23 protein-coding genes are annotated in these 24,424 nt (G+C 68.5%); 11 read left to right on the plus strand and 12 right to left on the minus strand.

The genetic code is table 11. From position 1 onward, the window contains the following. Positions 1-7: 7 nt before the first annotated feature. The 3 genes from VMT40_RS32545 to VMT40_RS32555 are packed head-to-tail and all read right to left on the minus strand — an operon-like array spanning position 8 to position 3,442. Entirely contained in the window at positions 8-1,072 is a 1,065-nt protein-coding gene (locus VMT40_RS32545) for a carboxymuconolactone decarboxylase family protein (RefSeq protein WP_326363124.1), read from the minus strand. Further along, positions 1,044-2,603, minus strand: a complete 1,560-nt coding sequence (locus VMT40_RS32550) for a flavin-containing monooxygenase (RefSeq protein ID WP_326363125.1) — start codon at positions 2,601-2,603, stop codon at positions 1,044-1,046. The genes VMT40_RS32545 and VMT40_RS32550 overlap by 29 nt, the downstream gene beginning before the upstream one ends. After that, entirely contained in the window at positions 2,600-3,442 is an 843-nt protein-coding gene (locus VMT40_RS32555; RefSeq protein WP_326363127.1) for an alpha/beta fold hydrolase, read from the minus strand. Before VMT40_RS32555 ends, VMT40_RS32550 begins: the two co-directional genes overlap by 4 nt. 291 nt (positions 3,443-3,733) lie before the next feature. On the opposite strand from VMT40_RS32555, the gene VMT40_RS32560 reads away from it, so the two are divergent. The 10 genes from VMT40_RS32560 (at position 3,734) to VMT40_RS32605 (ending at position 14,904) form a co-directional block, all read left to right on the plus strand. After that, entirely contained in the window at positions 3,734-4,750 is a 1,017-nt protein-coding gene (locus VMT40_RS32560; RefSeq protein WP_326363129.1) for a nitroreductase family deazaflavin-dependent oxidoreductase, read from the plus strand. Beyond that, positions 4,750-5,853 (plus strand): hypothetical protein, encoded by a 1,104-nt coding sequence (locus VMT40_RS32565; protein ID WP_326363131.1) that lies wholly within the window; start codon positions 4,750-4,752, stop codon positions 5,851-5,853. Before VMT40_RS32560 ends, VMT40_RS32565 begins: the two co-directional genes overlap by 1 nt. Positions 5,854-5,936: 83 nt before the next feature. Beyond that, positions 5,937-6,791 (plus strand): alpha/beta fold hydrolase, encoded by an 855-nt coding sequence (locus VMT40_RS32570; RefSeq protein WP_326363133.1) that lies wholly within the window; start codon positions 5,937-5,939, stop codon positions 6,789-6,791. A gap of 38 nt (positions 6,792-6,829) precedes the next feature. Further along, positions 6,830-8,416, plus strand: a complete 1,587-nt coding sequence (locus VMT40_RS32575) for a flavin-containing monooxygenase (protein ID WP_326363134.1) — start codon at positions 6,830-6,832, stop codon at positions 8,414-8,416. Beyond that, a complete protein-coding gene (locus tag VMT40_RS32580) occupies positions 8,413-9,954 on the plus strand; it encodes a flavin-containing monooxygenase (protein ID WP_326363136.1) in 1,542 nt (513 codons plus the stop codon). The genes VMT40_RS32575 and VMT40_RS32580 overlap by 4 nt, the downstream gene beginning before the upstream one ends. Continuing rightward, on the plus strand, positions 9,951-11,168 hold the full coding sequence (locus tag VMT40_RS32585) for an acyl-CoA dehydrogenase family protein (protein ID WP_326363138.1): 1,218 nt from the start codon (positions 9,951-9,953) through the stop codon (positions 11,166-11,168). Before VMT40_RS32580 ends, VMT40_RS32585 begins: the two co-directional genes overlap by 4 nt. Next, positions 11,158-12,147 (plus strand): phosphotransferase family protein, encoded by a 990-nt coding sequence (locus VMT40_RS32590; protein WP_326363140.1) that lies wholly within the window; start codon positions 11,158-11,160, stop codon positions 12,145-12,147. The genes VMT40_RS32585 and VMT40_RS32590 overlap by 11 nt, the downstream gene beginning before the upstream one ends. Next, positions 12,144-12,476, plus strand: a complete 333-nt coding sequence (locus VMT40_RS32595) for a hypothetical protein (protein WP_326363141.1) — start codon at positions 12,144-12,146, stop codon at positions 12,474-12,476. Before VMT40_RS32590 ends, VMT40_RS32595 begins: the two co-directional genes overlap by 4 nt. Next, positions 12,473-13,330, plus strand: a complete 858-nt coding sequence (locus VMT40_RS32600; protein ID WP_326363142.1) for an alpha/beta fold hydrolase — start codon at positions 12,473-12,475, stop codon at positions 13,328-13,330. Before VMT40_RS32595 ends, VMT40_RS32600 begins: the two co-directional genes overlap by 4 nt. Then, a complete protein-coding gene (locus VMT40_RS32605) occupies positions 13,327-14,904 on the plus strand; it encodes a hypothetical protein (RefSeq protein ID WP_326363143.1) in 1,578 nt (525 codons plus the stop codon). The genes VMT40_RS32600 and VMT40_RS32605 overlap by 4 nt, the downstream gene beginning before the upstream one ends. A 13-nt stretch (positions 14,905-14,917) precedes the next feature. On the opposite strand, the gene VMT40_RS32610 is transcribed toward VMT40_RS32605, so the two are convergent. From VMT40_RS32610 to VMT40_RS32625, 4 genes are read right to left on the minus strand one after another with little or no spacing between them, the layout of a single operon-like run. Further along, the gene (locus tag VMT40_RS32610) at positions 14,918-15,553 is read right to left on the minus strand and encodes a TetR/AcrR family transcriptional regulator (RefSeq protein WP_326363144.1); all 636 of its coding nucleotides are present in this window, start codon (positions 15,551-15,553) and stop codon (positions 14,918-14,920) included. A gap of 3 nt (positions 15,554-15,556) precedes the next feature. Further along, positions 15,557-16,150, minus strand: coding sequence for a TetR/AcrR family transcriptional regulator (locus tag VMT40_RS32615; RefSeq protein ID WP_326363145.1), 594 nt, complete (start codon positions 16,148-16,150; stop codon positions 15,557-15,559). A 52-nt stretch (positions 16,151-16,202) separates the two neighbouring features. Continuing rightward, positions 16,203-16,676 (minus strand): SRPBCC family protein, encoded by a 474-nt coding sequence (locus VMT40_RS32620; protein WP_326363147.1) that lies wholly within the window; start codon positions 16,674-16,676, stop codon positions 16,203-16,205. A gap of 29 nt (positions 16,677-16,705) precedes the next feature. Further along, on the minus strand, positions 16,706-18,049 hold the full coding sequence (locus tag VMT40_RS32625; protein WP_326363149.1) for a carboxymuconolactone decarboxylase family protein: 1,344 nt from the start codon (positions 18,047-18,049) through the stop codon (positions 16,706-16,708). Between the two features lie 137 nt (positions 18,050-18,186). On the opposite strand from VMT40_RS32625, the gene VMT40_RS32630 reads away from it, so the two are divergent. After that, the gene (locus VMT40_RS32630; protein ID WP_326363150.1) at positions 18,187-19,038 is read left to right on the plus strand and encodes a hypothetical protein; all 852 of its coding nucleotides are present in this window, start codon (positions 18,187-18,189) and stop codon (positions 19,036-19,038) included. Between the two features lie 18 nt (positions 19,039-19,056). Here the strand turns inward: VMT40_RS32630 and VMT40_RS32635 are convergent, their stop codons facing one another. The 5 genes from VMT40_RS32635 to VMT40_RS32655 are packed head-to-tail and all read right to left on the minus strand — an operon-like array spanning position 19,057 to position 24,420. Next, positions 19,057-20,721 (minus strand): hypothetical protein, encoded by a 1,665-nt coding sequence (locus VMT40_RS32635; RefSeq protein ID WP_326363152.1) that lies wholly within the window; start codon positions 20,719-20,721, stop codon positions 19,057-19,059. A gap of 58 nt (positions 20,722-20,779) precedes the next feature. Beyond that, on the minus strand, positions 20,780-21,742 hold the full coding sequence (locus VMT40_RS32640; RefSeq protein WP_326363153.1) for an SRPBCC family protein: 963 nt from the start codon (positions 21,740-21,742) through the stop codon (positions 20,780-20,782). Positions 21,743-21,784: 42 nt separating this feature from the next. Beyond that, positions 21,785-22,402 (minus strand): hypothetical protein, encoded by a 618-nt coding sequence (locus VMT40_RS32645; protein ID WP_326363154.1) that lies wholly within the window; start codon positions 22,400-22,402, stop codon positions 21,785-21,787. 15 nt (positions 22,403-22,417) lie between these two features. Continuing rightward, on the minus strand, positions 22,418-23,389 hold the full coding sequence (locus VMT40_RS32650; protein WP_326363156.1) for an MlaD family protein: 972 nt from the start codon (positions 23,387-23,389) through the stop codon (positions 22,418-22,420). Continuing rightward, positions 23,386-24,420 (minus strand): MlaD family protein, encoded by a 1,035-nt coding sequence (locus VMT40_RS32655; RefSeq protein WP_326363158.1) that lies wholly within the window; start codon positions 24,418-24,420, stop codon positions 23,386-23,388. The genes VMT40_RS32650 and VMT40_RS32655 overlap by 4 nt, the downstream gene beginning before the upstream one ends. Positions 24,421-24,424 lie beyond the last annotated feature (4 nt).

The following is a 24,424-nucleotide window of genomic DNA, read 5'->3' on the forward strand; positions in this document are numbered from 1 at the left end:
GTCGATGTCAGGCGGTGCGGGCGGCGGCGCGACGGGCGCCTCGGTAGGCCAGGGCCGACCAGAGCGGCGCGGCCAGCCCACCCTGCCAGGCATTGGGTTCGAAGCGGATGCCGAAACTGTTGAGCGCCATGCAGAGCATTTCGTAATTGCCGGTGACCAAGCAGATTTCGGCGATCTGGCGGGTGGTGAAGGAGGCGGTGAGCGATTTCCACGTGAGGTCGGAGATGAAGCGCCGCTCGTGGAGCTCGTCGACGGCGGTCAGCACCAGCGCCTCGGTCTCGGACCAACCCGGGGCGGTCGGACCGTCGGGGATGCGCGCGATATCGGCCTCGCTCAATCCCATGAAACGGGCAGCACGGCCGTGATGGCCCCAGTGGTACTCCGAGCCGACATTCCAGGTGGCGCGCAAGGTGATCAGCTCACCGAGCTCGCGCCCCAGGCTCAGCGGACCGATGCTGGCCAGGAACGGAACCACACTCCAGAACAGCCGTGGGCTGCGCGAGAACATCTCCACGCCGTAGACCGCGCCCCCACCGTTCAGCAAGCCCGTGCCCTTGGAGAAAAGCCAGGTGCGCAGGCCGATTTCGGAGCGGGCGGGTGCGGGCAGCCGCGGCGTTTCGGGCAGCAGCCAGGCCGGGGACTCCACAGTTCGTCCGGTACGCAACGGCGTCACCACCGCGGCCTCGCCGAGCACCCGATCGAAGCTGTTGCGCACCATGGCGATCAGGTCGACGTGCCCGACCAGGAAGCAGAGCTCCACGCGTTGCGCCGGATCGAGATCCAGTGCCGCCCAGGTCGCATCGCTCAGGTAGCGCTCACGATGCAGTTCCTCGACGGCCTCGATCAGCACTCGGTGTCGTTCGCTCGGCTCCCACAGCGTCGACGGCTGGTCTTGCCAATTACCCTGCAGGGCTTCGCATCCCGCTAGCCGCGCGGTGTGTCGCGCGACGATCCGGCACTCCTCGGGCGTGAGCGCGCCGTACCGGAAGCGACGCAGCAGCCGACCCGCGCCCCACCCGAACGGACCGCTGTCACCGATCACCTCACCGATGCGCCAGTAGCTCTCGCTCACCCGTCCCCCTCCTCCGATCCTTCGGCACCGTGCCGTAGGCGTAGTCGTTCAAGTCGTATCTGCGTGCGTCCCACCAGGCTTCGACCGCCAGCCCGGGCCGCAGGAACGGCGCGTCACCGTGGCGATCGAAGAAGTAGCTGTTGGCATTGCCGCAGTCGTGGTTGAAGAACACGGTGCCGCGCTGGCGGCGCTGCACCTGCTCGAAGTACCGCCGATGCGCCTCCGGCCGCACCTCGACGCGAGTTTCACCGCGGCGCTGTGCCTCTCGAATGGCGCGCACGGCATGACGGGCCTGGTTCTCCACCATTTGGAACCAGGAACCACCGGTCAGCGCGTACGGACCGAGCATGAGGAAGGCATTCGGGAAACCGGGCACGGACGCACCGAGATACGCCTGGTACCGCTGCTCGTCCCAGAACTGCCCGAGTTCGACGCCCTCACGCCCGTACACGGGAAACGGTGGCGTATTGCCGATTTCGAACACCTTGAACCCGGTGGCGAGGATCAGCACGTCGATCTTGTGCAGTCGACCGTCGGCGGTGCGAATGCCGGTCTTGGTGACCCGCTCGATCCGGTCGGTCACCAATTCGACATTGTCCCGGGTGAACGCCCGCCAGTAATCATTCGAATACGTGGGCCGCTTACACCAGAAGCCGTAGCGCGGCGTGAGCTTGTCCCGCAGTTCCGGATCGGGCACCTGCCGCTTCAAATGCTCGAGGCACAGTCGCTCGACAGCGTGGTTGGCCCATGGAATCTGCTTGTAGTACAGCCGAATTCCCACCATGACCGTCTCGGTGATCGAGGCCTGCAGATACCGCATGGCCCGCTGTGCGGGCGGCAGGTAGCGGTAGACCGCCTGCTCGGTGCCGGAAATGGCGCGGTCGGGCTTGGGCGCGCACCAGATAGGTGTGCGCTGGAAGACGCTGAGCTGCTTCACCTCCGGCGCGATCGCCGGAACCACCTGCACGGCCGTGGCCCCCGTCCCGATCACCGCCACCCGCTGACCCGTCAGATCCACCGAGTGATCCCAGCGCGCGGTATGCATGGTGATGCCGCCGAAGCCGGAAAGCCCGGCGATATCGGGTGCTTTGGGTTGGGTGAGGCCACCGGTCGCGCCGATCAGGAAGCGCGCGGTCGATTCGACGCGCTCGCCGGTGTCGAGCCGTTCGAGGCTGAGCCGCCACAGATCGCACGACTCGTCGAAGCGCGCTTCGTGCACTCGGATCCGGAACCGGATATGCGGCAGCACACCGTATTTCGCGGCGCAATGCTCGGCGTAGGCCTTCAGTTCCGCGCCCGGCGCGTAGGTGCGCGACCAGTTCGGGTTCATCTCGAAGGAGAACGAGTACACCGCCGACGCGATATCCACCGCCACCCCGGGATAGGTATTGTCCCGCCAGGTCCCGCCCAGCTCCCCCGCCTGCTCGACGATGACGAAATCGTGGATGCCGTTGCGCTTCAACTCGATTCCCGCGCCGATCCCACTGAACCCGGCGCCCACCACGACGACATCGTGCTCCGGGGCCGTCATGCGGTCACCACGTTCGCGGTCGCCCCGGCCGCATGGCAGGCGCGCACGAAACCGGCTATCTCCGGAGCCAGTCGGGCGGGCTCGGACCGCAATTCCAACCAGGTTCGGGCGCGAAGGAGCCGGGCGTCGGGAGCCTCCTCGACCAGACCGCGAGCATCGGCGGGCCGATGGATGGGATCGAAATACCGGTAGCCGATCACCAGCACGGGCGGCCGCAATTGCTCCCGAACATCCTTGGGCGGTTTGAATCCCGTATAGATCATGCCCTGCATGGCCGCGGCGGACGGCCGCGCGTCCTGCGCCAGCCAATCCAGCGTCAGGTCGGTGATCAGTCCGAATCCGCGCGGCAGTGCAGCCGCGCCGCGCGCGGTCAACCACGCCAGCGGCCGTCCATAGGTGAGCCCGGCCAACACCACTCCGGCACAGGCGGTCGCGAACAGAATGGACCGATCCAGCACCGGCCCTTCGACCACGATGCCGTGCAATCGATCCGGCGCGTGCGCGGCGACCGCCAAGGTCATGGCCGACCCCGCCGAGGTCCCGTAGACGACCGCGCGATCCACCCCCAGCTCGTCCAGCAACGCCACCACCTGCTCGGCGAATCCGCGCATGGAATAGCTGGAACTGTCTGCGGGCCGGTCGGATTCACCGGTGCCCAGCGGGTCGAGCGTGACCACCCGCAGTCCGGTGGCCGCCAGTTCGTCGGCCAGTGGTCCCTGCATGCGGCGGCTCATCAGCAGCCCCGGGATCAGGACCACGGTGTCGGGACCATCGCCTCGCACGTCATAGGCCAGGCGGTGGTCTCCGACGTCGAACCGGCGCGTGCGCGGTGGCGTCATGGTGGCTCCTCATCGAGCGAGTCCGGCGTGTCCAGATTCCGGACCATCAAATTTGACACTGTTGTATCTTGAGTTTGGCGGTCCGACCCAGACACTGTCAACGCCGACCGCCGCCTGGCGCGCAAGGTCAATCATGTGGCGTCGACTGCCCTGTCGGGCGGCTCGCCCGGCTCCCTAGCGTCACCGATAACGGCCGATGGACCACCCCCGCTCCGGCGGGGAGAACACCGGGCGCACAACTGTATTCGCCGGACTCGCGCCCGTCGCGTCCGGCGCTCCCGGGAGGACATCATGCAGCTCAAACCCGATGTGGCCGCACGCACGGACGCCTCCGCGCATTGGCGGGCGGCCCGCACCGAACGCATTCCCGACCTGGGCGCGCTGCGCCGCACCGAACCGGCCACGTGGCTGTTCGCCCGACTCGGCGGATTGCTCGGCGGCGGTCGGCGAATCAAGGTGCTCGAGGCCATGGGCCGATCCGGCGGACTGTTCTGGGGTTACATCCCACTGGGATTGGCGGTTGTCCCAGGAACTCGGTTGACACGGGTGGACTGCGAACTGGCCACGTTGCGCACCGCGTGGAATGTCGGGGCCCGCTACGAATGGCACCACCACGTCTACGCCGCGCGGTGGAGCGGCATCTCGGTCGAGACCGTGGAGCGGGTGGCCAAGGGCCCAGAGGCGGCGGGCTGGACCGACGGGCAGCGGGCCCTGCTGCGGGCCGTGGACGAATTGCATTCCGACCGCATGATTCTCGACGACACCTGGGACGAGCTCTCCCGCCACCTCAGCGCCGCCCAGGGCGTGGACCTGTGCATGCTGGTCGGCCACTACGAAATGCTGGCCATGCTCCTCAAGACCCACGGCATCGAACCCGAACCGGAGATGTGGCGGCGCGGCCCCTTCCGCTGGCTGCGCGACCCGGCCAGCGGCGACGGCCTCGCCCCCGCCTGGCTGCCGAAATTCAATCGCGCGGTCACCAACCGGATCGCCCGCATCGGCGCGGGAAAGCTGCCGCCCTACACCGTCGTTCACCACCTCGGCCGCAAGTCGGGCCGCGCCTTCGAAACCCCGGTGGCAGGCGTGTACCGCGACGGACTGTTCATCGTCCCCCTGCTCTACGGCGACCGCACCGACTGGGTGCGCAATGTCCTCGCCGCCGAGGGCGCAGAGGTCACCTACCGCCACCGCACCCGCAAACTCACCGCCCCGCGCGTGGTGGACGCGGCGGCCGCGGTCGAACTCCCCGAACCCGCCCGGCTGTTCACCCGCCTGGTCAAGGTGCTCGTCGCCGAGGTCGACTCCTGATGTCCGGCGAGGAGGGAATCGGCTGGGCTCGTCCCGCCCGCCGCGTCGGCCCGAACCTGCCGTGGCGCTGGCTTCCGGCGAATACCGAGACCCTCGTGCCCGCGGCGCATCACCTCACGCTGATCCTGCCGTGGGCCACCCTCGTCATGAGTGCGCACGCGACCGGGCTCACGCGGCTGCCGCTATGCGACTGGGAATTGGTTGCACTGCGAGCCAGTTTCAACAGCGGCGGCTGGTCGGAATGGCAGAACCACGTGTTCTTCGCCAGGCTGTTGCGCCGCGGTGATGCCTACCTGACCGGGATCGTCGAGGGTCCGGGCGCGCCGTGCTGGGACGAACGCGCCGCCGCGGTTCTGTCGGCCGTGGACGAATTGCACGACGGCTCAGCGATTTCCGACACCACCCGGGCGCGACTGGGCCGACACCTCACCGACCGGCAATGCGACGAACTGCGCATGGTCACCGGCATCTACGAACTCATCGCCATGGTTTTCAGCACCTTCGCCCCACCGGGCGAACTGATCAACTTCGAGCCCCGAACAGTTCGGGCACTCACCGCCCGTCACGGTGCCCGCCGCCCCCGCCCGGACAAACCCCTCGCCCCCGCCGCCGAGCCATCCCCGCCGCGGCCCAAGACCCTTTCTGTGCAACCCGATACGCCCCCGGCAAATGCCGCCGAGCGAGCGTGGCTCCCACGGGACCCGACCGTTCTCACCGCGCTGGCACGCAATCATCGGCGGCTGGCACGACTTCTCGTGTCCGCCGCCAAGCGCGGCGTGCGGCTTCGCCTGTCCGAGGCCGATATCGAGCTTGTCGTGCAGCGCACGGTGTGGCGGTGTGGGCCGGTTGGGGAATGGCGGGCGCGCGCCGCGGTCGATCCCGAGGTTGCCCGCGTGGTCGGGCAGGGGCCGGACGCGTCGGGGCTCGAGCCGAGGCGGGCTGCGTTGATGCGGGCGGTCGACGAACTCGATACCGAGTTCTTCATTGGCGATGTCACCTGGGCCGCGCTCACCGCCGAGTTCGGCTACGACGTTCCCCGCCTGCTCGAATTGTGCCTACTGGTGGGTCATTACCGCGCGTTCGCCATGCTGCTCGCGCCCTGACCCGCGTCGATGACTCGAAATCATCGACTTCCCATTTAGATACAACAGTGTAAAATTTGACCATCGCTCAATGAGGAGTACCGATGGAACCTCCCACTCGGAGCCTGCGGGTCGGCGCGGCCAACATCACGTACGACGAACGCGGACAAGGTGATCGCAGCGTCGTGCTGCTGCCCGGCCTGTTCATGCCGCGACGCATGCACGAACGGCTCGCGGATGCCCTGGCGGCCAAGGGATTACGTGTGGTGTCGATGGAACCGCTCGGCTTCGGCGAGGCCGACCGGCCCGAGGGGTATTGGCACTACACGATGGCGGCCTACGCGCGGCAGGTGATCGCCCTGCTCGACGCGCTCGGTCTGGAACAGACGGTGTTGCTGGGCACCTCGGCGGGGGCCAATATCGCGCTCGCGACCGCGGTGCGCGCCCCGGAGCGAATTCGCGGGCTGGTCATCGAATCCCCGGTGCTCGAGCACGCCATGCCCACCTGTGCCGCGTGCGCTGTCCCGGGCCTGCTGCTGGGCACTTACGGTGCGCCACTCGCCCGCGGTGTCGCGGCCCTGGCCAAGCGGGTGCCCCGCACCCGCGGAAGCATTCCCGATCTGCTGCTGACCTGGGTCTCCTACGATCCCCGCCGCTCGGCGGAAGCCTTGCAGGGCATCATCTCCGGCGGCGTACTGGTGCCGCGCGACGAGCGTCGCGCCATCGCCGCCCGCACCCTGGTCATCGGCCACCGCTTCGATCCCGTGCACCCGCGCGCCGACGACCGCGGCCTCGCCGCCGATGTGCGTCGCGGGCGCTACCTGCCCGCGCGCTCGATTGTCGAATTGCGCCGTGCGCCCGAGCGTCTCGCCCCGGCCATTGCCGGATTCATCGCCGACTGCTGGGGCGACCCGGCCGCCTACCCGCCCGCCGCGATCGCGGCATCCCATTCCCGGTGACGGACACCCGTCATCACCGTCGAAGGTCGAGTGCACCAATGACTGCTGCCACCACCCGCCGCCCCGCCGGTCCGCCGCTTACCGTTCCCGATTACGAGGTGATCGTGATCGGTGCGGGATTCGGGGGCATCGGCACCGGAATCAAGCTGAAGCAAGCCGGAATCCACGACTTCGTCATCCTCGAGCAGGCCGACGATATCGGCGGCACCTGGCGTGACAATACCTATCCCGGGGTCGCGGTCGACGTCACCTCGTTCACGTATTCGTTCTCCTTCGAGATGAATCCGAATTGGTCGCGGGCCTACGCGCCGGGCACCGAGCTCAAGGCGTACGCCGATCACTGCGTGGACAAATACGTTCTGCGCGAACACATTCGGCTCAATACCAAGATGGTGTCGGGTGAATTCGACGCCGTGAATCACCTGTGGCGCGGCACCACCGCCGACGGCGAGGTGATCACCGCCCGCTACGTGGTCGGCGCGCCCGGTGTGCTGACCCAGCCCAAGCTGCCCGACATTCCGGGTGTCGCCGATTTCGCGGGCGAGACGCTCCACACCGCGCGCTGGGATCACAGCGTCGACCTCGAGGGCAAGCGAGTCGCCGTGATCGGCACCGGCGCGACCTCGGTGCAGCTGGTCCCCTCCATCGCCGATCGCGTGAAAACCCTTGCGGTCTACCAGCGCACGCCGATCTGGGTCGCACCCAAGCCGGACCTCGGCATCCCCACGCCACTACGCCGGGTGTTCCGAAACATCCCGGGCACGCAGAAGTCCGTGCGCGCCGCGACCAGCACGCTCACCGAAACAGTCATGACGCTCGGCATCGTGCACAATCGGCAATTGCCCTTGCTGGTCAAGGGCATCGAGGCCCTGTGCACCGCGCATCTGTGGCGGCAGGTGCGCGATCCGGAATTGCGCGCCAAACTCACTCCACACTATGGATTCGGCTGCAAACGCCCCACCTTCTCCAACGAGTACTTCCGCACCTTCACCCGCCCACACGTGGAGCTGGTGACCGACGGCATCGAGCGCATTACCGAGACCGGCATCGTCACCCGGGACGGACGGCATCGAGAGATCGATGTCCTCGTGCTGGCAACGGGATTCAAGGTCTTCGAGAAGGGCAATACCCCGGCCTATCCGATTCACGGGCTCGACGGCCGGGAACTCGGCGACTGGTGGGACGAGAACCGCTACCAGGCCTACCAGGGCACCACCGTGCCGGGTTTCCCCAACCTGTTCTTCATTTCCGGCCCGTACGGATTCACCGGCGGCTCGTATTTCCAGCTCATCGAGAATCAGGCGCGGCATTTCCTGCGCTGCCTGAAGGAGGCCCGGCGCACCGGGGCGACCTGGGTCGAAGTGAAACCCGAAGCTCACCAACGCTATTTCGACTACGTCCAGCGCCGCCAGCCGAGCACCGTTTTCTACAACAACAATTGCGCGGCCTCCAACAGCTACTACTTCGACCGCCACGGTGATTCCCCGATCCTGCGGCCCTCCTCGGCGGTCGAGGCCTGGTGGGACAGCAAGACCTTCGCACTGAGCGACTACCAGTTCAAACGACCCGACGCGGCCGTGCGCCGGGTGCGGTCCGTGCGAGCGACGGAAGGGGTCGGCGCATGAAGCGCGATCTGCATTCGCACATCGGGATTGTCGGGGCCGGATTCTCCGGGCTCGGCATAGCGGTCAAGCTGAAGGAGGCCGGATACCACGATTTCCTGATCGTGGAGAAGTCCGGCGATGTCGGCGGCACCTGGCGTGACAACACCTATCCCGGTGTGGCGGTGGACATCACGTCGTTCAATTACTCGTTCTCCTGGGAGCAGAATCCGCACTGGTCGCGGGTGTACGCGCCGGGCAACGAGTTGAAGGCCTACGCCGATCATCTGGTCGAGAAGTACGGTCTGCGTGAGCACCTCGTCTTCGACACCGAGATCAGCGAAGCGCATTTCGACGAGGACACCCATCTGTGGCGGTTCACCACCACCGACGGGCGCGAGGGCACGGCCCGATTCGTCATCTCCGCGGTCGGCGGGCTCACCCAGCCCAAACCGCCGACGATTCCAGGTCTGGACGATTTCGCGGGCAAGACCATGCACACCGCCCGCTGGGACCACGACTACGACATCACCGGCAAGCGGGTCGCCGTCATCGGCACCGGGGCCACCTCGGTGCAGCTGGTCCCCGCCATCGCCGACCGGGTCGAGCACCTCGAGGTGTTCCAGCGCACGCCGATCTGGGTGGTGCCCAAGCTCGACGCACCCATTCCGGGGCCGCTGCGCGGCGTGTTCGCCAAGATCCCCGGCACCCAGGCGTCGGTACGACTGGCCACCGGGGCGCTGACCGAGGCCGTGATGGTGCTCGGCTCCACCTATGAGCGTCAATTCCCCTTGCTGCGCAAGGGAATCGAACAGATCTGCAAGGCGCACTTGCGCCGACAGGTACCCGATCCGGAACTGCGCGACAAGCTCACACCCCGCTACGACTTCCTGTGCAAGCGCCCGACCTTCTCCAATACCTATCTGCGCTCGTTCACCCGCCCCGACGTGGACCTGGTGACCACACCCATCGACCGCATTGTCGAGACCGGCATCCGCACCGTCGACGGGCGGGTGCACGAGATCGACACGCTGATCCTGGCCACCGGCTTCAAGGTCTTCGAGCTCGGCAACACCCCGCCGTTCCCGGTGCACGGCACCGACGGGGTGGAACTCGGGAAATTCTGGCACGACAACCGCTATCAGGCCTACGAGGGCGTCACCGTGCCGCGCTTCCCCAATATGTTCGCCATCCTCGCGCCCTACTCGCTGACCGGCCCCTCGTACTTCTCCATGATCGAGGCCTCCACCACACACATCCTGCGCCTGCTCGCCGAGGCGGACCGCCGCGGCGCGACCTGCGTGGAGATCCGCGAGGAACCGCACAACGCGTACTTCGCGGATATCCTGCGCCGCCAACGCAATACGGTCTTCCAGGCCGCCAACTGCGTCGGCTCCAACAGCTACTACTTCGACCATCACGGCGACACCCCGATGATGCGCCCGGCCACCGGGCCCGAAATGTTCCTGCGGGCCCGCTATTTCCCGATCGACCACTATCGCTTCGCCAGCGTCGACCAGCCCGGTGCCGAGGTGTCGCGCCCGAAGAGGAGAACCGCGTGAGTCTGGACCTGTCACTGTCGCCACGGGGCATCGAGATTCGCGAGCGCTTGGCGGCGTTCCTCGACGAGGTGTTCTACCCCGTCGAGGCCGAACTCGACGCCGAGATGGACGCCCTCGACGGCCCGGAACCGTTCGGGCCGTTGATGATCGCGGTGCGCAAGCAGGCCCGCGAGGCCGGGCTGTGGAATCTCTTCCTGGCCGACGAATCGCTGGGCCACGGCCTGAGCAATGTCGACTACGGGCACGTGTGTGAGCTGCTGGGCCGCAGCATGTGGGCCCCGATGGTGGCCAACTGCCATTTCCCCGACACCGGGAACATGGAGATCCTGCACCAGTACGCCACGCCGGAACAGCGTGAGCGCTGGCTGCGGCCGCTGTTCGACGGGGAGATCCGCTCCTGCTTCGCGCTCACCGAGCCCGACGTGGCCAGCTCCGATCCCACCGGCATCACGACCAGCGCGGTGCGTGACGGTGACGACTGGATCATCAACGGCCACAAGTGGTTCATCAGCAATGCGGTCGGCGCGCAGCTGTGCATTCTCATGGCGCGCACCGACCCGGACGCCGAACCGCACCTGCGCGGGACCATGTTCCTGGTGCCGATGGACTCCCCCGGCCTCGAAATCGTCCGCCGGGTACCGGTTTTCGGGCACGCGGGCGGTCCCGGGCATGCCGAGCTGCGCTTCCACGACGTGCGCGTCGGCGCCGACGCGGTGCTCGCGCAGCCCGGCGCGGGTTTCCTGCTGGCCCAGGATCGCCTGGGCCCCGGTCGGATTCACCACTGCATGCGTTCCATCGGCTGGGCCGAACGCGCCCAGGAGTACGCCATCGACCGCGCCGCCACCCGCCCGCACCGCGACGGCGTGCTCGCCCAGTCGCAGCTGGTGCGGGAAATGCTGGCGCGCAACCGCATCGACATCGACGCGGCCCGGCTGCTGGTGCTGCGGGCCGCGCACGCCATCGACACCCTCGGCAAGCACAAGGCTTACCGCGAGATCTCCATCGCCAAGGCGCACGCCGCCCAGGTCACCCAGGATGTCGTGGACCGCGCCATCCAGATCCACGGCGCACTGGGTCTGTCCGACGATGTGCCGCTGACCCGCTTCTGGGCCATGAGCCGCGCCCTGCGCATCGGCGACGGCGCGGACGAGGTGCACCTGATGACCATCGCCAAACACGAACTGCGGAAGCGGGGATACGACCGTGCCCGCTGACCCCTCCCCCGATCCGGACCTGGTGGCCGCCGCGCTCGCCGACGCGGGCGAACGCTTCGCCGACCGTCCGACCCTGATTCCACTGCCCGGCGGCGCGTCCCGCGATTCGTGGCTGATCGCCACCGACCGGCGACACTACGTACTCAAACGCGATCCACTACACGAACGCACACCCCTGACCTCCCGGCAAAACGAGTACCGGGCAGCGCTGGCCGCCGAGGCGGCGGGCGTCCCGGTCCCGCGCCCGGTGTGTTTCGAACCGGCGGGCGGCCGCTTCGCCAGCGCGGGCATGATCACCGAATTCGTCCCCGGCACCGCCAGCCCCAACCAGATCCAGACCCTGACCCCGGCCACCGACCTGGTCCGCGAGATCGGCCGCGCCGCAGGCCAACTGGCCCACGCCACAGTCCCCACCGATCGCGATTCCGGCGACTCGACCTCCGCTGTGAGTGATCCCGTCGGCTCGGTGCTGGCTGAACTGGCGGGCGGGCTCGACTTTCTCGCGCCGGATCGGCCCGTGCTCGCGGCGGCGTATCGGTGGCTGGAGCTGAATCGGCCGACGGTGTCGCGAACCGTGCTGGTGCACGGTGATTTCCGGCTGGGCAATTTCATGGTCGGCGAGGGCGGGCTGACCGGGGTGATCGATTGGGAGTTCGCGGCTCTCGGCTGCCCGGGGCAGGATCTCGGGTTCTTCTGTCTGCGGCCCTGGCGATTCGAGCGGGACGGCCTGCGGGCGGGTGGGCTGGGCGGGCTGCCGGAACTCCTGGACGGCTACGCCGAGACCGCGCCGGAGCCGCTCGACGCGGCCACGGTCGGCTACTGGGAGATCGTCGGCCAACTGCGGTGGGGGCTGTACTGCCTGATGCAGGAGTGGACCTTCCGCCAGGGCGGGCACCGGCACCTGGAGCGCTTCGTCATCGGCCGCCGCATTGCCGAGGTCGAGTGGGACCTCATGGATCTGCTCGAGGAAACCGCATGAGCGACACGACGAATCACGCCCTGTCCTGGGATACCGCAGCCGGGCGGGAACTGGTGTCGGCCGCCGCGAACGAGGTTCGCACCCTGGCCGAGCGCACCGACGGCGTGGTCCGCAAGCGGCTGCTGGTGGTCGCCCACGTGCTGGAGCTGGCCGAACGGGAATTGTCCACCGCGCCCGGCAATGCCGTGGACGCGGCGGCACTGGCCCGCGAGATCCGTTCCGGCGCACACGATCAGGATCTGATCGCGCAGGCCGTCCGCCTGCGTGAGCGGGTGCGCCGGGATCTCGCGGTGGCCCATCCCGGCTATGACGAACCGGTGCGGCCGTGAGCGGGCGCACCGGATCCGTGCACGCGCTGGGCCACCGCTTCGAGTACACCGAATACGGTCGGGGCGACCGCGTGGTGGTGCTGCTGCACGGCCTGCTGTTCCACCGGCGCATGGACGAGCGCCTGGCGGCCGCGCTGGCAGAACACGGTTACCGTGTGCTGTGCCTGGACCAGCTGGGGCACGGCGGATCCGATCGCCCGGTCGATCCCGCCGACTATTCGATGCCGCGCTTCGCGGAGTACGTGCTCGCCGTCCTCGATGAGCTCGGCCTCGACCAGGTGGTGCTCGCGGGCCGTTCCCTGGGCGCGAACACGACCCTCGAAGTCGCGCTGATCGCGCCCCAACGACTGCGCGGCCTGATCGCCGAGGGTCCGGTGCTGGAGGGGGCGCGGACGGCCGCCATGGTCGCCTTCGGTCCCTTCCTGATCACCAGCGTGGCGTTGGCTCCCGCCATGCGTGCCATTGCCGCTCTCACCGCCCGAATTCCCCGGGGCGACAACCTGATCCGCGACATGTACCTCGACGCCCTCGGCGGCCCACCCCGGGCCAAGAGCGCCATGCTGCGCGGGCTGCTGTTCACCCGCGGCGCGCCCCCGCCCGCCGCCCGGGCGACCATCCGCGTCCCGGCCCTGGTGGCGGGCTACCCGAAGGACCCGCTGCACCGCGACTCCGAGGTACGCACCCTGCTGTCCGAACTGCCCGGCAGCCGCCACCTGCGCCTGGAGTCCATGTACGAACTGCACACCCACCCCGAGCGCCCGCTCGCGGTGATCCTCGACTTCCTCGAAACGTGCTGGGGCACACCGCCGCAGCCCGCGCCGCAGGACCCATCCATGACCGGGAGCACATCGTGACCAGCCGCGCCGAAACCGTCCTAGCCGTCGAGGACGGCATCGACCTGCGCCACATTCGACTGTCGGCCCCGCTGCCCGCCGGATTCCCCGAGCATCCCGCCGGGCTGAACGACCTGCACTATCTGCGCTACCGATCCGAGACGGGCCCGACCGAATCCGCCGACGCGGACGCGATCGTCGTCATGCATCCCGGCACCTGGGCCGGGGCGCAGTCCCTGGATCGGCTGGCGCGCAATGTGGTTCGCGCGGCTGCCGCGCAGGGCCGCAGCATCGAGTGGTGGTCGATCGCTCGCCGCAGCGAGGGCTCCACCGATCTCACCGGCATTCACGCCGTCTATGCCGCCGACGACCCGGGGCTTGCGATCGACTACTACTTCCATGGAAAGCCCGTGGGCGGCAAGCATTTCGAGGGCTTTCGCGGGCGTGACCGCCAGGGCTTCCTCGCCGAACTGGGTCTACGAGGCGTGGTCGAGGATCAGCACGAGCTGCTCGTCCGCGAGCTGCCGGACCCCGAGATCCGCCGCGCCAAGGTATTTCTCGGCGGCCACTCGCTCGGCGGACTGATGGCCGGAGCCTACGCCGCCTGGGATTTCGACGGCGTGCCCGGCCACGAGCAGTGCGCGGGCCTCATCGCCATCGACACCCTGGTCGGCACCGATCCGCTGAACCTGCACCGGTTTCCACGGCTGCGGCGGGCGGCGGGATCCGCGCACACGGCGGTCCTGGCCGGTCTGCGACGCGGCCTGATCCCCGCCTCCACCCCGCCGGGCGGCACGGCGCTGGCCAAGATGTGGACCCTGATCTACATCCTCGCCGTGGCGGCCGCCTGCGAGGCCGAGGTGGAAAGCGACGTGCTGCGCCGCCTTCCGGACACGGTGGGCTGGGAGACGCTGCTGCGGGTGCTCGGTGCGCGCCGCTACCGCGACCTGCTGCGGCGCCATACCAGCGTGCGCGAACTGCGCCTCACCGGGGCCGCGGCCTTCGGGCTGGCCGTAGGCACCCCGCACCTGCCGATCGACGCGCTCACCTCCACCATGGGCAACGTCTCGGGCCCCACGGCACCGCGCACCACCTTCCCGGTACCTCGAGCCGCGCACCGAATCCCGGTCCTCCGCAAGGCCGTCCGCGCGACCTTCGGCGAACCCACGGTCGTCCCCGCGGACCCCACGACGCTCTACCGTTGGCGGCCGGGCGGTTCCGCCGACCTCGGTCAACTCGCCCACACCCTGGCCGCCGGGCCGCTGGCCACCTTCGAGGCCTACTTCCCCATGCGGGTGCACTACGACCTGTGGACGGCGCTGGCCGGGGCCAACACCGACGACCTCGCCGGGCATCGGCACGCCGCCGGTGCCGCGCGACTGCCCACCCTGCACGTGCTCGGCGACCGAGACAGCCTGGTGCCCTTCCTGTTACGCGCCTCCCGGCTCATGCCGCCCGAACGCTCGCACGCGACCGGATACCGTCACATCGACATGGTTACCGGCATCGGCCCGGACGGCGAGCCGGTCAGCACCGCCATCACCGATTTCCTGGTGGCGCACACGATTCCGACCGTGACCCGCGAATCCGCCTGAGCCACAGATCGACTCAGGAATTCTCCGCCAGCAAGTGATCGAGCAGGGACACTACCCGGGGAATATCGAACCGCTCCGGATCATCCAGCACCAGCCGCGCGCCGGTCTGGATGAGTCCCTGCACGATTCGGATCAGGACATCCAGATCGACCCCGTCGGCCTCGGCGGGATGCCTGGCCAGCCACTCGCCGAAGGCCCGACGCAGTGGTGCCCGCAGCTCATCGCGCGCCGTCGCGACCCGGTCTCGCAGCGCGGGCGGCACACCGTCGATCGGGAAGTAGACCAGCCGCCAGGTGTCCGGCATGGCACGCACTTCGAGCAGGAAGCTCTCCAGCCCCGCGCGCAGGGCGGCGGCGGGATCGGCGTCCGGATCATCGAGTCCGGCGGTGGCGCGGCCCACGGCCTCGGCCATGCGCGCGGTCTCGCGGCGAATGAGCTCGTCGAGCAGTTCCTCACGGCTGCCGAAGGAGTCGTAGACCACCGGTCGTGACACCCCGCCGCGCTCGGCGACCGAGGCGATGCTGACCTCGGTGAACCCACTGTCCGCGACGATCCGCAGCGCGGTGTCGAGCAACTGCTCCCGGCGATCGGCGGGGGAAAGGCGCTTGGGGTAGCGCCGCTTGGTGGTTCCGGTCTTGGTCGCGGGCATGGCCTACCCCTGCTTTCCGGCGATCGGGGCGACGGCGCGCCGGGCCAGCCACCGCAGCGTCGCGGACACCGCCTCCCGGCTGTCCTCGCGGTCGGGTTCGAGCACCAGCATGGCGGCGGTCTCGCTGACCGAGAACGCGGCGTGGCTGAGCAGTTCGGCGTCCACCTCCCGCTCCTGCAGCGCCGCGGCCATGGTGATCAACGCCTTGCTGCGCTCGCGCACCTCGGCCTTGCCCCGTTCCACGCGTTCGGAGGTGCCGGGTGGCGCGCCCTCGGCGGGCATCAGCACGAACCGGCAGCTCTGCGGCATGGCCAGCACCATATCCAGGTACGCGTCGGCCAACTCGACCGCGAATTCGGCCGGGTCGGCGTCGGGCGGCAGCTCGGGCATCGAGGCCATGGCCATATCCATGACCAGCCGCTCTTCCCGGTCGATGAGGGCGGCGAAAAGCTCGTCCCGATCGCCGAATTCGGCATACAGCGCGGGCCTGGTCAGACCCGCCGCCCGCGCGATGGCGTGCATGCTCGCCGCCGCGAACCCGTCGCGCACGATGAGATCGCGTGCGGCGTCGAGGATCTGCTCGCGACGCGCCGACACCTGTTTCTCCATTTCCGCCCAAATCGGACCGGGTCGGTCCGGTGGCGCCAGTTTACGCATCCGTCTCCGTTCCACCCGGCCGCCGCCCCGCGACGCGGCGCTGCGATTCGCGAGCGACGCCGCGCACCAGGAATCCGATCACCAATCGGCTGCCCGCGCGCACCAGCGGTCCCGGCAGTGGGATGGGCGGGACGATGGTGTGCCGATACTCCATCCGCGTGCCGCCCTGGACGGCCGAAAGCTCGACCTCACCGTGGATATCACCGGGTAGGCCGGAAGCGATGCGGTACGCGAACCTGGTCGGCGCGCGATACTCGGTCACCTGCTCCCGCACAGCTGGGAAGCGACGGCCCAGCACGTAGATGACCCGGACCGCGCCCACGCCATTGGGTTCGGGCCGTCCCTCGCATTCCATGTCCACGGCCCGCAGCGGCGTGATGTCGGCGTAGCCGCGATGGTCGGTCAGTACGTCGAACACCACCTCCGGTGGGGCGGCAATGATTTCGGTGAGGCGGGCCGTGGCCATCGAGTCGTCCTTTCCGACAATGGTGAGTACTAGGCGGGTCGCTTGCGCAGCCACCCCAGCGGACCGCTCTGCAAGGCACCGGGTTCGGGCTGGACGTCGAAGGTACGAAACAGCATGGCGAGCATGTCGTAATGCCCGACCAGCACGCACAGCGCCGCGAGTTTCCGCTCGCTGTAGTGGCCGCGCAGCCGCGCCCAGGTCTCCTCGGAAAGGAAACGCGCCGAATACAATTCGTCGACCGCGGTCAACAGCACCTGTTCCCGCGCACTCCACCCCGGCGCGGACGGACCGGCCGCCGCCCGCTCCACCTCGGCGAGGGTGACGCCGCTGAGCCTGGAAAGGTGTGCGTGGTAATACCATTCGTATTTCACGCCGGAGTTCCAGGTGATCCGCAGCGTCGCCAGCTCGGTGTCCCGGCGCGAAAGATGTGAGCCGAGCACGAGTTTGGCGGCGAACGGCAGATAGTGCCGCATGATCCGCGGATCGACACCGAGCGCGTCCGACGCCGCGACGGACCCGCCCCGGGTGAAGAACCCGCCGACCCGCGACAGCGTCCACGCCAGCAATCCGGTGTCTTGGAATCCGCCGAGCGGAACGCGTTCGGAATCGGCCGGGGACCAATGGGTTGCCGCGCCCAACCGGTCGATGACTGTGCCCGGATCAGCGAGTTCGTCCAGCGTGTGCACGGGTGGCGGCGGGACCGGCAGCCCGTCATCGCGCCCGGTCACCAGCGAGGTGCGGTCCAGTACCCCGTCGATGCCCTCGCCCCGGCGCAGCCACCGCACCGCCCGCGACTGCCAGCCGCCGACCTCGGTGGGCACGCCGATGCTGTTGAGCACCATGGCCAGCATGGCGTAGTTGCCGGTCAGCAGGCACAGGTCGGCCAGTCGACGATCGTCGTAGAACTCGCGCAGCGCCGCCCAGGTGGCATCGGAGATCCGGCGGTGGGCGACGAGTTCGTCGACGGCCCGCAGCAGGGCCCGCTGCCGCTCGTCCCAGCCCGCGGCGTCCGGCCCCGCCGCCACCCGCGCCACATCCCGCAGGGTCAGCCCGGCGATTCGGGAGACGTAAACGTGTTGGAACCATTCGTAATACGAGCCGACGGTCCACGCCGTGCGCAGGATGATCAGCTCACTGTCGAAGCGCGCCAGGCCGGTCAGCGAATTCACGTAGCCGAAGAACACCCCGTAGTACTTGACGAGTCCGGGCACCAGCCCGAGCGCCTCGATGGCGTGCACGCGCCCACCCCCGGTGAACGCGCCGCCGACCCGGGACGCCGTCCACGCCACCGGCCCGATGGTCCCGGGCCCACCCAGTTCGGCTCGCGGCCAATCGGTTCGCCGCCACCGCCGGGGCGTGTCTATCTCGGTCATGCCATGCCTCCTCGCACGGTTCACGGTCACCCGCGCAGGGAATATTACAGTGATGTTTTAAGTATCCACCCGTGTGAACACGCGACCGACCGGAACTGTCAAACCGTGTCGTCTCGTGTCGACATAGGCTGGAGCCCATGACCGCGGACTTGATCTTGGACTGGGACGACCGACCCGATGCGGATACCCGACTCACACCCGAGGTCTACGCGAGCTTCGACGCACCGGCGGTGGACGAAGACCCCGACACATACGAGGAGGACGCCGACGCATCCGACGAGGACCGTCCGGACACCCTCGGCGTGTCGACGGCCCGGCGCGACGGCCGCCTCCTCGGCTGGGTCTGGGTGTACCGCGACCCGGAGAACTCCGACATCGCGCGGGCGCAAGCCGCTTACGTCCCGCGCGAGGCCGCCCGCTATCACGGCGAGGCCGATCCGGCCTACGCCCCCGAGGAATTCGACGTGATCGCGCGCCTCTACGAGCGCGCGGCCGACGAGGTCCGCGCCATCGGCTTACGCGCACTGCGCTTCTCCGGCGGCGACACCCGCCCCGAGGGCCACGCGGCGACCCTCCTGCACGCCACCGCCGAGCCGGGCGACTCCCGCATCTGGTCGGTGCGCCCGGCGACCTGGGAGCACCCCGACGACCTGCCCGTCCTCGCCGAACTCGTCTCCTCGACCAGCGAGGCACCGCCCTACACCACCATCTCGACGAGCACGCCCACCGCGTCGATCGCCGCCATCCTCGTGGACGACCACGCCTACATCAATGTCGGCGAGGGCATCCAGCACGACAAGGCCGAACCCGCCGAGCTGGCAGCCCTTTTCGCGGCCCTGATCACCCGCCTGCGCGACGCCCTCCCCGACATCACCGAACTCGAGGTCTTCGAATTCGAAGACGACGCCGTCCGCGCGGCCCTCCCGCTCGCGGGTCTACACCTGGACGCGCAGCACACCAACTACGAGGTGGACCTCACCCCGCACTGACCGTCCGCGGCGAACTCGTCACAGACCTTCTGCCAGTGGCGCTTCGGAGCCGACTGCCCGGAGTCGTGGGCGCACCGCGGGCGCGGTGTGCGCTACGAGGAAGTCGGTCAGTTTGTCGCTGATCGGCTCCGGGGTGCCGTCGGGACGGGCGGCGGCGCTGACTATATCGACGTGGGAGTAGCCCGGGAACACATGGGCGACACCAAGATTCATGAACGTCAGGTAGTGGACCAGCGGGACATGGCCTTCGAACAGGGACACCAGGGGTTTGGCGCGCATGCCGCGTTCATGGGTGATGGCCGCGAGATCGCCGGTGCGGATGCCCGCGAGGGCGAAGAACTGGTCGATTTGGAAGCGCGTCGCGTGGTACGGCTCCAGCATCGAGGTCTGCTCGCCCATCATGGCGCGGGCGATCGCGGCGGCGTCGGCGGACTGGCTCTCCCCCACCGTGTTTCGCCAACCGTAGAGGTGGTCGGGATCGGCGGGTGAGGTCAATGGCTTGTGCCCCAACGCGAACCACAGCGGACCCCGCAGCAGGGGTATCCGCCAGGCCCAGGCCGGGACCGGGAACCTGCGGGCGCGGGCCGGGCCGTCGAGACTGCCCATGGCCACGCGCAGCGGATGCACGGTCACGCCGGTGCCCACGAGCGAACCGAACTCCGCCGCGCAGGTCAGGCGGTACCGCAGGGGCTCCCGGCGGATGGCATCCCACAGGGTCGGGGCGAAGTTGGCGCGCAGCACCAGATTCCACAGCCGCCCGGTCTCGGTGGTCGCGACCAGTTCACGGATCTCGCGCAGCAGTGTCGCCTCTCGCTCCGGCGTGAAATGCGCGGCGACGGCGAGAATCCGCATGGTGTAGAACAGTTCGGCGACAATGCGGCCGGAGTGCGTGGACAGCAGGCCTTTTCGGACGGCGGCCACGACGAGCGGGTACAGCGCACCACCCACGAGCCGCACCGGCAGGCTCACGGCCCGCAGCACGGGATTGCTGCGGGTGCCGAAATCGCAGTCGAAGGGGGTGTCCAGGGCGATGAAGCCCTTGCAGTATTCATGGCCGGGAACGCCGTCGAAATCCCAGGACCCGAAGGCCGCCATGACCGACGCGCCACCGGAATGCCCACCGATGAACAGCTTTTCGCGCCGCACGGCAGGATCGGGCAACTCCCGCGTCACCACCTCGAACGTATCGCGCACCACTTGGGCGAACCCCAGCTCCGCCAGGTACGGCATGGCATCGCCGCCACGGAAACCCTCGAAGACCCGCCCGCCGATCTCCTTGCCACGGAAGTAGTAATCGACCGCGATACCCGGATCACCGGCGGCCCGGGCCGCTTCGATCCCGGTTGAATCCTGAGTCCCCTCGCTGCGCCGCGCCAGCGCCCAGAACTCGACCGTGCGTCCCTTCGCGGCAGCGGCCACGAGCGTGGCGCGGGCGAGCGGGTCCAACGAGTACGGGCCCCCGTAGTTGCCGGGCTGGATGAGCAGGATCGCGTCGGCTGCGGCGGCCTCACGCGGACCATCGACCAGCCGGTAGCGCAGGTAGGTCAGGTGGTCGAGTCCTTCGGGGTGCGAGGGGAATTCGACCGGAAGCGGTGAGCGCAGCGTGACGTGGCTGATCTCGACGGTGCCGTCATTGTCGACGACCCGCTCGGACCGGTCGGCGGCATTGTTGGACAGTGGCATGGCCGGGGTGCTCCTGGAGCTGGGGTTCGAAAGATGCTCGGACTGGCAGCGATAGCGCTCAGGCGCGGCCCTGTGCGATGGCGCGGCGGACACCGCGACCGATGGCGATCTTCATCATGGTCGAGAACACCGGCCGGTACGCGGCGGTGACGAACGGCAGCGGGCGGGTGCGACGGGACAGCGGGCGGGCGGTGATCGCGAGCCGCCAGGTGAGTGCGCTGCGCTCGGGCCCGAGGTCCTCGAAGCTCATGATCGCGCCGACCCTTTGCAGCGGAATCACCATAACGCCCAGGTAGAAACGCATTTCGCGGTACGGCTCGAACTTGGTGAAGTGTCCGGTGTTGAGGTGGCGGTCGCGCATCCAGTTGATGCGCAGGGAGCCGGGACCGTAGGGCGGTTCGGTGATCCACTGGGTGCGGATCGGCGGGATGTCGACGTTGTCCATCACCTCCCACAGGCCCTTCACCGACACCGGGAATTCGGCCCGGCCCTCGAGGATGATCGGCGCGTTCTCGTAGAAGTCGGAGTCGGCCTCGACCGGTTCGAGGTCGAATCGCGGTCGGTGCAGGGACCATTCGGCCTCCGGTCCCTGCGCGCGGGCGACGGCACGCGGCAGGCCCGCATTGATATTCCGCAGCCCCCAACGCCAGATCGGCAGCACCGCATCGGGAATCAGCCGGGCCGCCCAGCCGTCGAGGCTTTCACGGTGGCGCACCTTGGTGCGGGTGCCGTCGTCGAGCGGTTCGAGCCACAGCCCGTGCTGCACCCGAAGGCCGAGAGCGCCTCCGCCCCAGCTCAGTTCACGGCCCGGCGCGGCAACCTCCCAGAACGCGAGCGGTATCGGCACCAGCCCGTTGCGCACGCCGAGGTACATGCGGTCACCCGGGCGCACCGGCCCGCGCGACCGGAAGGGAAAGACGTTCCAGCGGTACCAGTTGTTGACGTCCGCGAGGATCCGCCAGACGGTGTCCGGGTCGGCGTCGACCACGAACTCGGTGTCGGCGGATTTGGTGTCTACCATGCGATTTCTCCTGAACGGGCCGCGTCGCCGGGCCCGCTGTCGTCACTTGATCGGGAGGGCTCCGGCCGCGCCACCGACGTCGGTGATCTTCCAGCCCGCATTCCGGTCCACGCTCACGTCGTAGGTCACCGTGGTCTGCGCGCCATCCGGATTCTGCGCATTGGTGGAGGTGACATTGACGAACACGTCCACCTTGTAAACGCCGCCGGATTCCGACATCACCTTGGCGGCAATGGGAGTGGCGGTGGAGGTCCACTTGAGTGGGGTGAGGATCTCCTGCAGCTTGGGCGCGGTGGAGTCGAACTTGGTGGCCAGCGCCGGTGCGGTGTTGTTCTTCAGGCGACCCACCCAGGAGTTGAAGTCCGCGAAGTTCACCGTGGCCGCGCCGACCGCGTAGTCGGAGGCCACCTGTTCGGCGTGCGACTTGTCGGTGGCGGTGGCGTCACGGTCGGAGAGCTGCCCGCGCGCCGAGATCAGGAAGCCTCCGAGCACGAGGGCGGCCACCACCGCGATCGCCGTCACCGCTCCCCAGGTCAGCGTGGACACGCTGACCGACAGTGACCGGGAAACCTTTGCCGCGCTGGTGGATTCGCCGCGCTCGGTCTTGGCCGCCGCGTCCGGCTCGGCGGTCGCCGCGTCCTTGTCGACATCGATGGTCATCGCTGTCCTGCCTTCCTATTTGACATTGATTTCCAGCCGTACTTCGCCGTCCGGGCTGACCGCGGCCAATGCCTGGGCGATGAGCGCGGAGAGGTCGAGATTCGGCACCGCGTCGGTCGCGCGGGTGAGCAACGGTGACACCACGCCGGGATAGAGCGTCTTCGCGTCGGGCCCGATCCGCTGGATCAGTCCGATGACCTGATCCAGGAACGGCAGCAGTCCCTCACCCGTGGTGTACGCGTCGGGGACGGGCCGCGCGTTCAGCACCGTCTGCAGGGAGTCGACCACCGCATGCACCCGCACGCCGAAGTTGTCGATCTCCGGTCCGGCGGCTGCCATCTCGGTGCCTGCCTGCGCCACATCCGGACCGGGCACCTGGGCGTTGGTGAGCAGGTCGCGCAGTTGCGGGGCGCGGCTGATCAGGGTCGCGGCCAGCAGGTCGGCGGCGTGCGTGAGCTGCGGCATGACCTTTTCGGTGCCGGTCAACGACTGCTCGAAGGTGCTGACCAGCGACGCGATCGCCTGCGGGTCCACCTGTCCGAGCAGCGTGGTGACGGTGTGCGCAACCTCCGGCATCGACCGCGGGGTGCGAATGCTCTGGGCGTGGATCAGCTGCCCGTCGGCGATATAGGGCCCGCCGCCGGTGGTGGGCCGGAAGTCGATGTAGGGCTCGCCCAGTGCCGAGAGGGTTTCGATGAGCACGGTACTCGCGGCCGGAATGCGTTGTCCGGCATCGATGGCCAGGTGTACCTCGACGCCGTCGGCAATGGTGGCCACCGAGCTGACCTGTCCGACCCGCATGCCCGACAGCAGCACCGGCGAGCGCGGCACCAGACTCGCCGCGTCGGGGAGGACCATGACCGCGGTGGTCGGGTGCTCGAACCACTGCACCCGCGCCACCCCGAACACCAGGTAGACACTGCTGACCACGGCCACCACCGCGATGGACAGCAGCGACAGCACCGAGCCGAGCTTGGGACGTCTCATCGCACCATTCCGATCATGCGCAGGGCGGCCACGATCTGGTTCACCTGATCGTCGCCGGAAACCGGTGCGGCCGAGGCGGGTTCGACACGGACGCCGTGAATGTCGACCGTCGGACGCTGCGCCCAGGGGATCAACTTGTCCCGCAGGAACTCGACGAGTTTGTTGAGGTTCGACGGGGCCGAAAGATTCAGCGGCCGTTGAGAATCGAGCACCAATGGCACGAATGCCTCGGCCGCGGCATCGCCCTGGGCCACCAGCGGCTGGATCCAGGTGAGGGCGTGCGCGAGCCCGCCGATCGCGCCGATGATGCCGATCGTGTGGATCAATGTATTGGCGATCTCGGTGATGTCCACGACGCCCTGCGGGGTGAGCAGCTCGTCGAGTTGGGCCCGATTGTCCAGCAGCAGGCGGGCATTCACGTCGATCGAATCCAGAAACGCGCCCAGATCCTCCTGATGCGCGGCGACATCGATGAGATCGCCCTTGAGCACCTCGGCGATCCGCCCGGTCTCGGCCGGATCGGCGGGCAGGGCGGCATTGACGCGGTTCACCACATTTTGCGCCGATTGCAGCGCGCCGCCGGAGACGAAGGTGGACAGGCCGGTGAGAATGTCCTCGATCTGCAGCGCCGGTTGCGACTGCTGGATCGGAATCAGCCCACCGGCTCCGATAACACTGGAATCCTTTGTCGCCGACGGGATTTGCAGTGCGATGTAGATGTCGCCGAGGATGGTGTCCTGCCGCAGCTGCGCGGTGGTGGCCCCGGGCAGTCGCACCGACTGCTCGATGTCCACATCGGCGACGACCGAACCCGGTCCGGCGGCGGTGGGATCGGCGACGGTGACCTGCCGCAGCTGCCCCACCTGCACGCCATTGGCCATGACCCGGGCGTGGGAGGGCAGATTGAGGGCATTGGCGAACTGGATGTGGATCTCATAGGTGGGTCCCTGCACACCCGCGCCGGGGAGCGACAGCTGCGCGGGATCGACCCCGCATCCGGCCGAGACCAGCACGGCCGTACCGAATGCCACCGTG

This window comes from Nocardia sp. CDC160 (genome assembly GCF_035818795.1).
GTDB lineage: Bacteria > Actinomycetota > Actinomycetes > Mycobacteriales > Mycobacteriaceae > Nocardia.

Bases quoted from the DNA above. Each gene is read 5' to 3' on its own strand.
- VMT40_RS32560 (WP_326363129.1), top strand. From the start codon at position 3,734: ATGCAGCTCAAACCCGATGTGGCCGCACGCACGGACGCCTCCGCGCAT.
- VMT40_RS32570 (WP_326363133.1), top strand. From the start codon at position 5,937: ATGGAACCTCCCACTCGGAGCCTGCGGGTCGGCGCGGCCAACATCACG.
- VMT40_RS32625 (WP_326363149.1), bottom strand. From the start codon at position 18,049: ATGACCGAGATAGACACGCCCCGGCGGTGGCGGCGAACCGATTGGCCG.
- VMT40_RS32645 (WP_326363154.1), bottom strand. From the start codon at position 22,402: ATGACCATCGATGTCGACAAGGACGCGGCGACCGCCGAGCCGGACGCG.
- VMT40_RS32580 (WP_326363136.1), top strand. From the start codon at position 8,413: ATGAAGCGCGATCTGCATTCGCACATCGGGATTGTCGGGGCCGGATTC.
- VMT40_RS32565 (WP_326363131.1), top strand. From the start codon at position 4,750: ATGTCCGGCGAGGAGGGAATCGGCTGGGCTCGTCCCGCCCGCCGCGTC.
- VMT40_RS32575 (WP_326363134.1), top strand. From the start codon at position 6,830: ATGACTGCTGCCACCACCCGCCGCCCCGCCGGTCCGCCGCTTACCGTT.
- VMT40_RS32650 (WP_326363156.1), bottom strand. From the start codon at position 23,389: ATGAGACGTCCCAAGCTCGGCTCGGTGCTGTCGCTGCTGTCCATCGCG.
- VMT40_RS32555 (WP_326363127.1), bottom strand. From the start codon at position 3,442: ATGACGCCACCGCGCACGCGCCGGTTCGACGTCGGAGACCACCGCCTG.
- VMT40_RS32595 (WP_326363141.1), top strand. From the start codon at position 12,144: ATGAGCGACACGACGAATCACGCCCTGTCCTGGGATACCGCAGCCGGG.
- VMT40_RS32550 (WP_326363125.1), bottom strand. From the start codon at position 2,603: ATGACGGCCCCGGAGCACGATGTCGTCGTGGTGGGCGCCGGGTTCAGT.
- VMT40_RS32635 (WP_326363152.1), bottom strand. From the start codon at position 20,721: ATGCCACTGTCCAACAATGCCGCCGACCGGTCCGAGCGGGTCGTCGAC.
- VMT40_RS32630 (WP_326363150.1), top strand. From the start codon at position 18,187: ATGACCGCGGACTTGATCTTGGACTGGGACGACCGACCCGATGCGGAT.
- VMT40_RS32610 (WP_326363144.1), bottom strand. From the start codon at position 15,553: ATGCCCGCGACCAAGACCGGAACCACCAAGCGGCGCTACCCCAAGCGC.
- VMT40_RS32640 (WP_326363153.1), bottom strand. From the start codon at position 21,742: ATGGTAGACACCAAATCCGCCGACACCGAGTTCGTGGTCGACGCCGAC.
- VMT40_RS32620 (WP_326363147.1), bottom strand. From the start codon at position 16,676: ATGGCCACGGCCCGCCTCACCGAAATCATTGCCGCCCCACCGGAGGTG.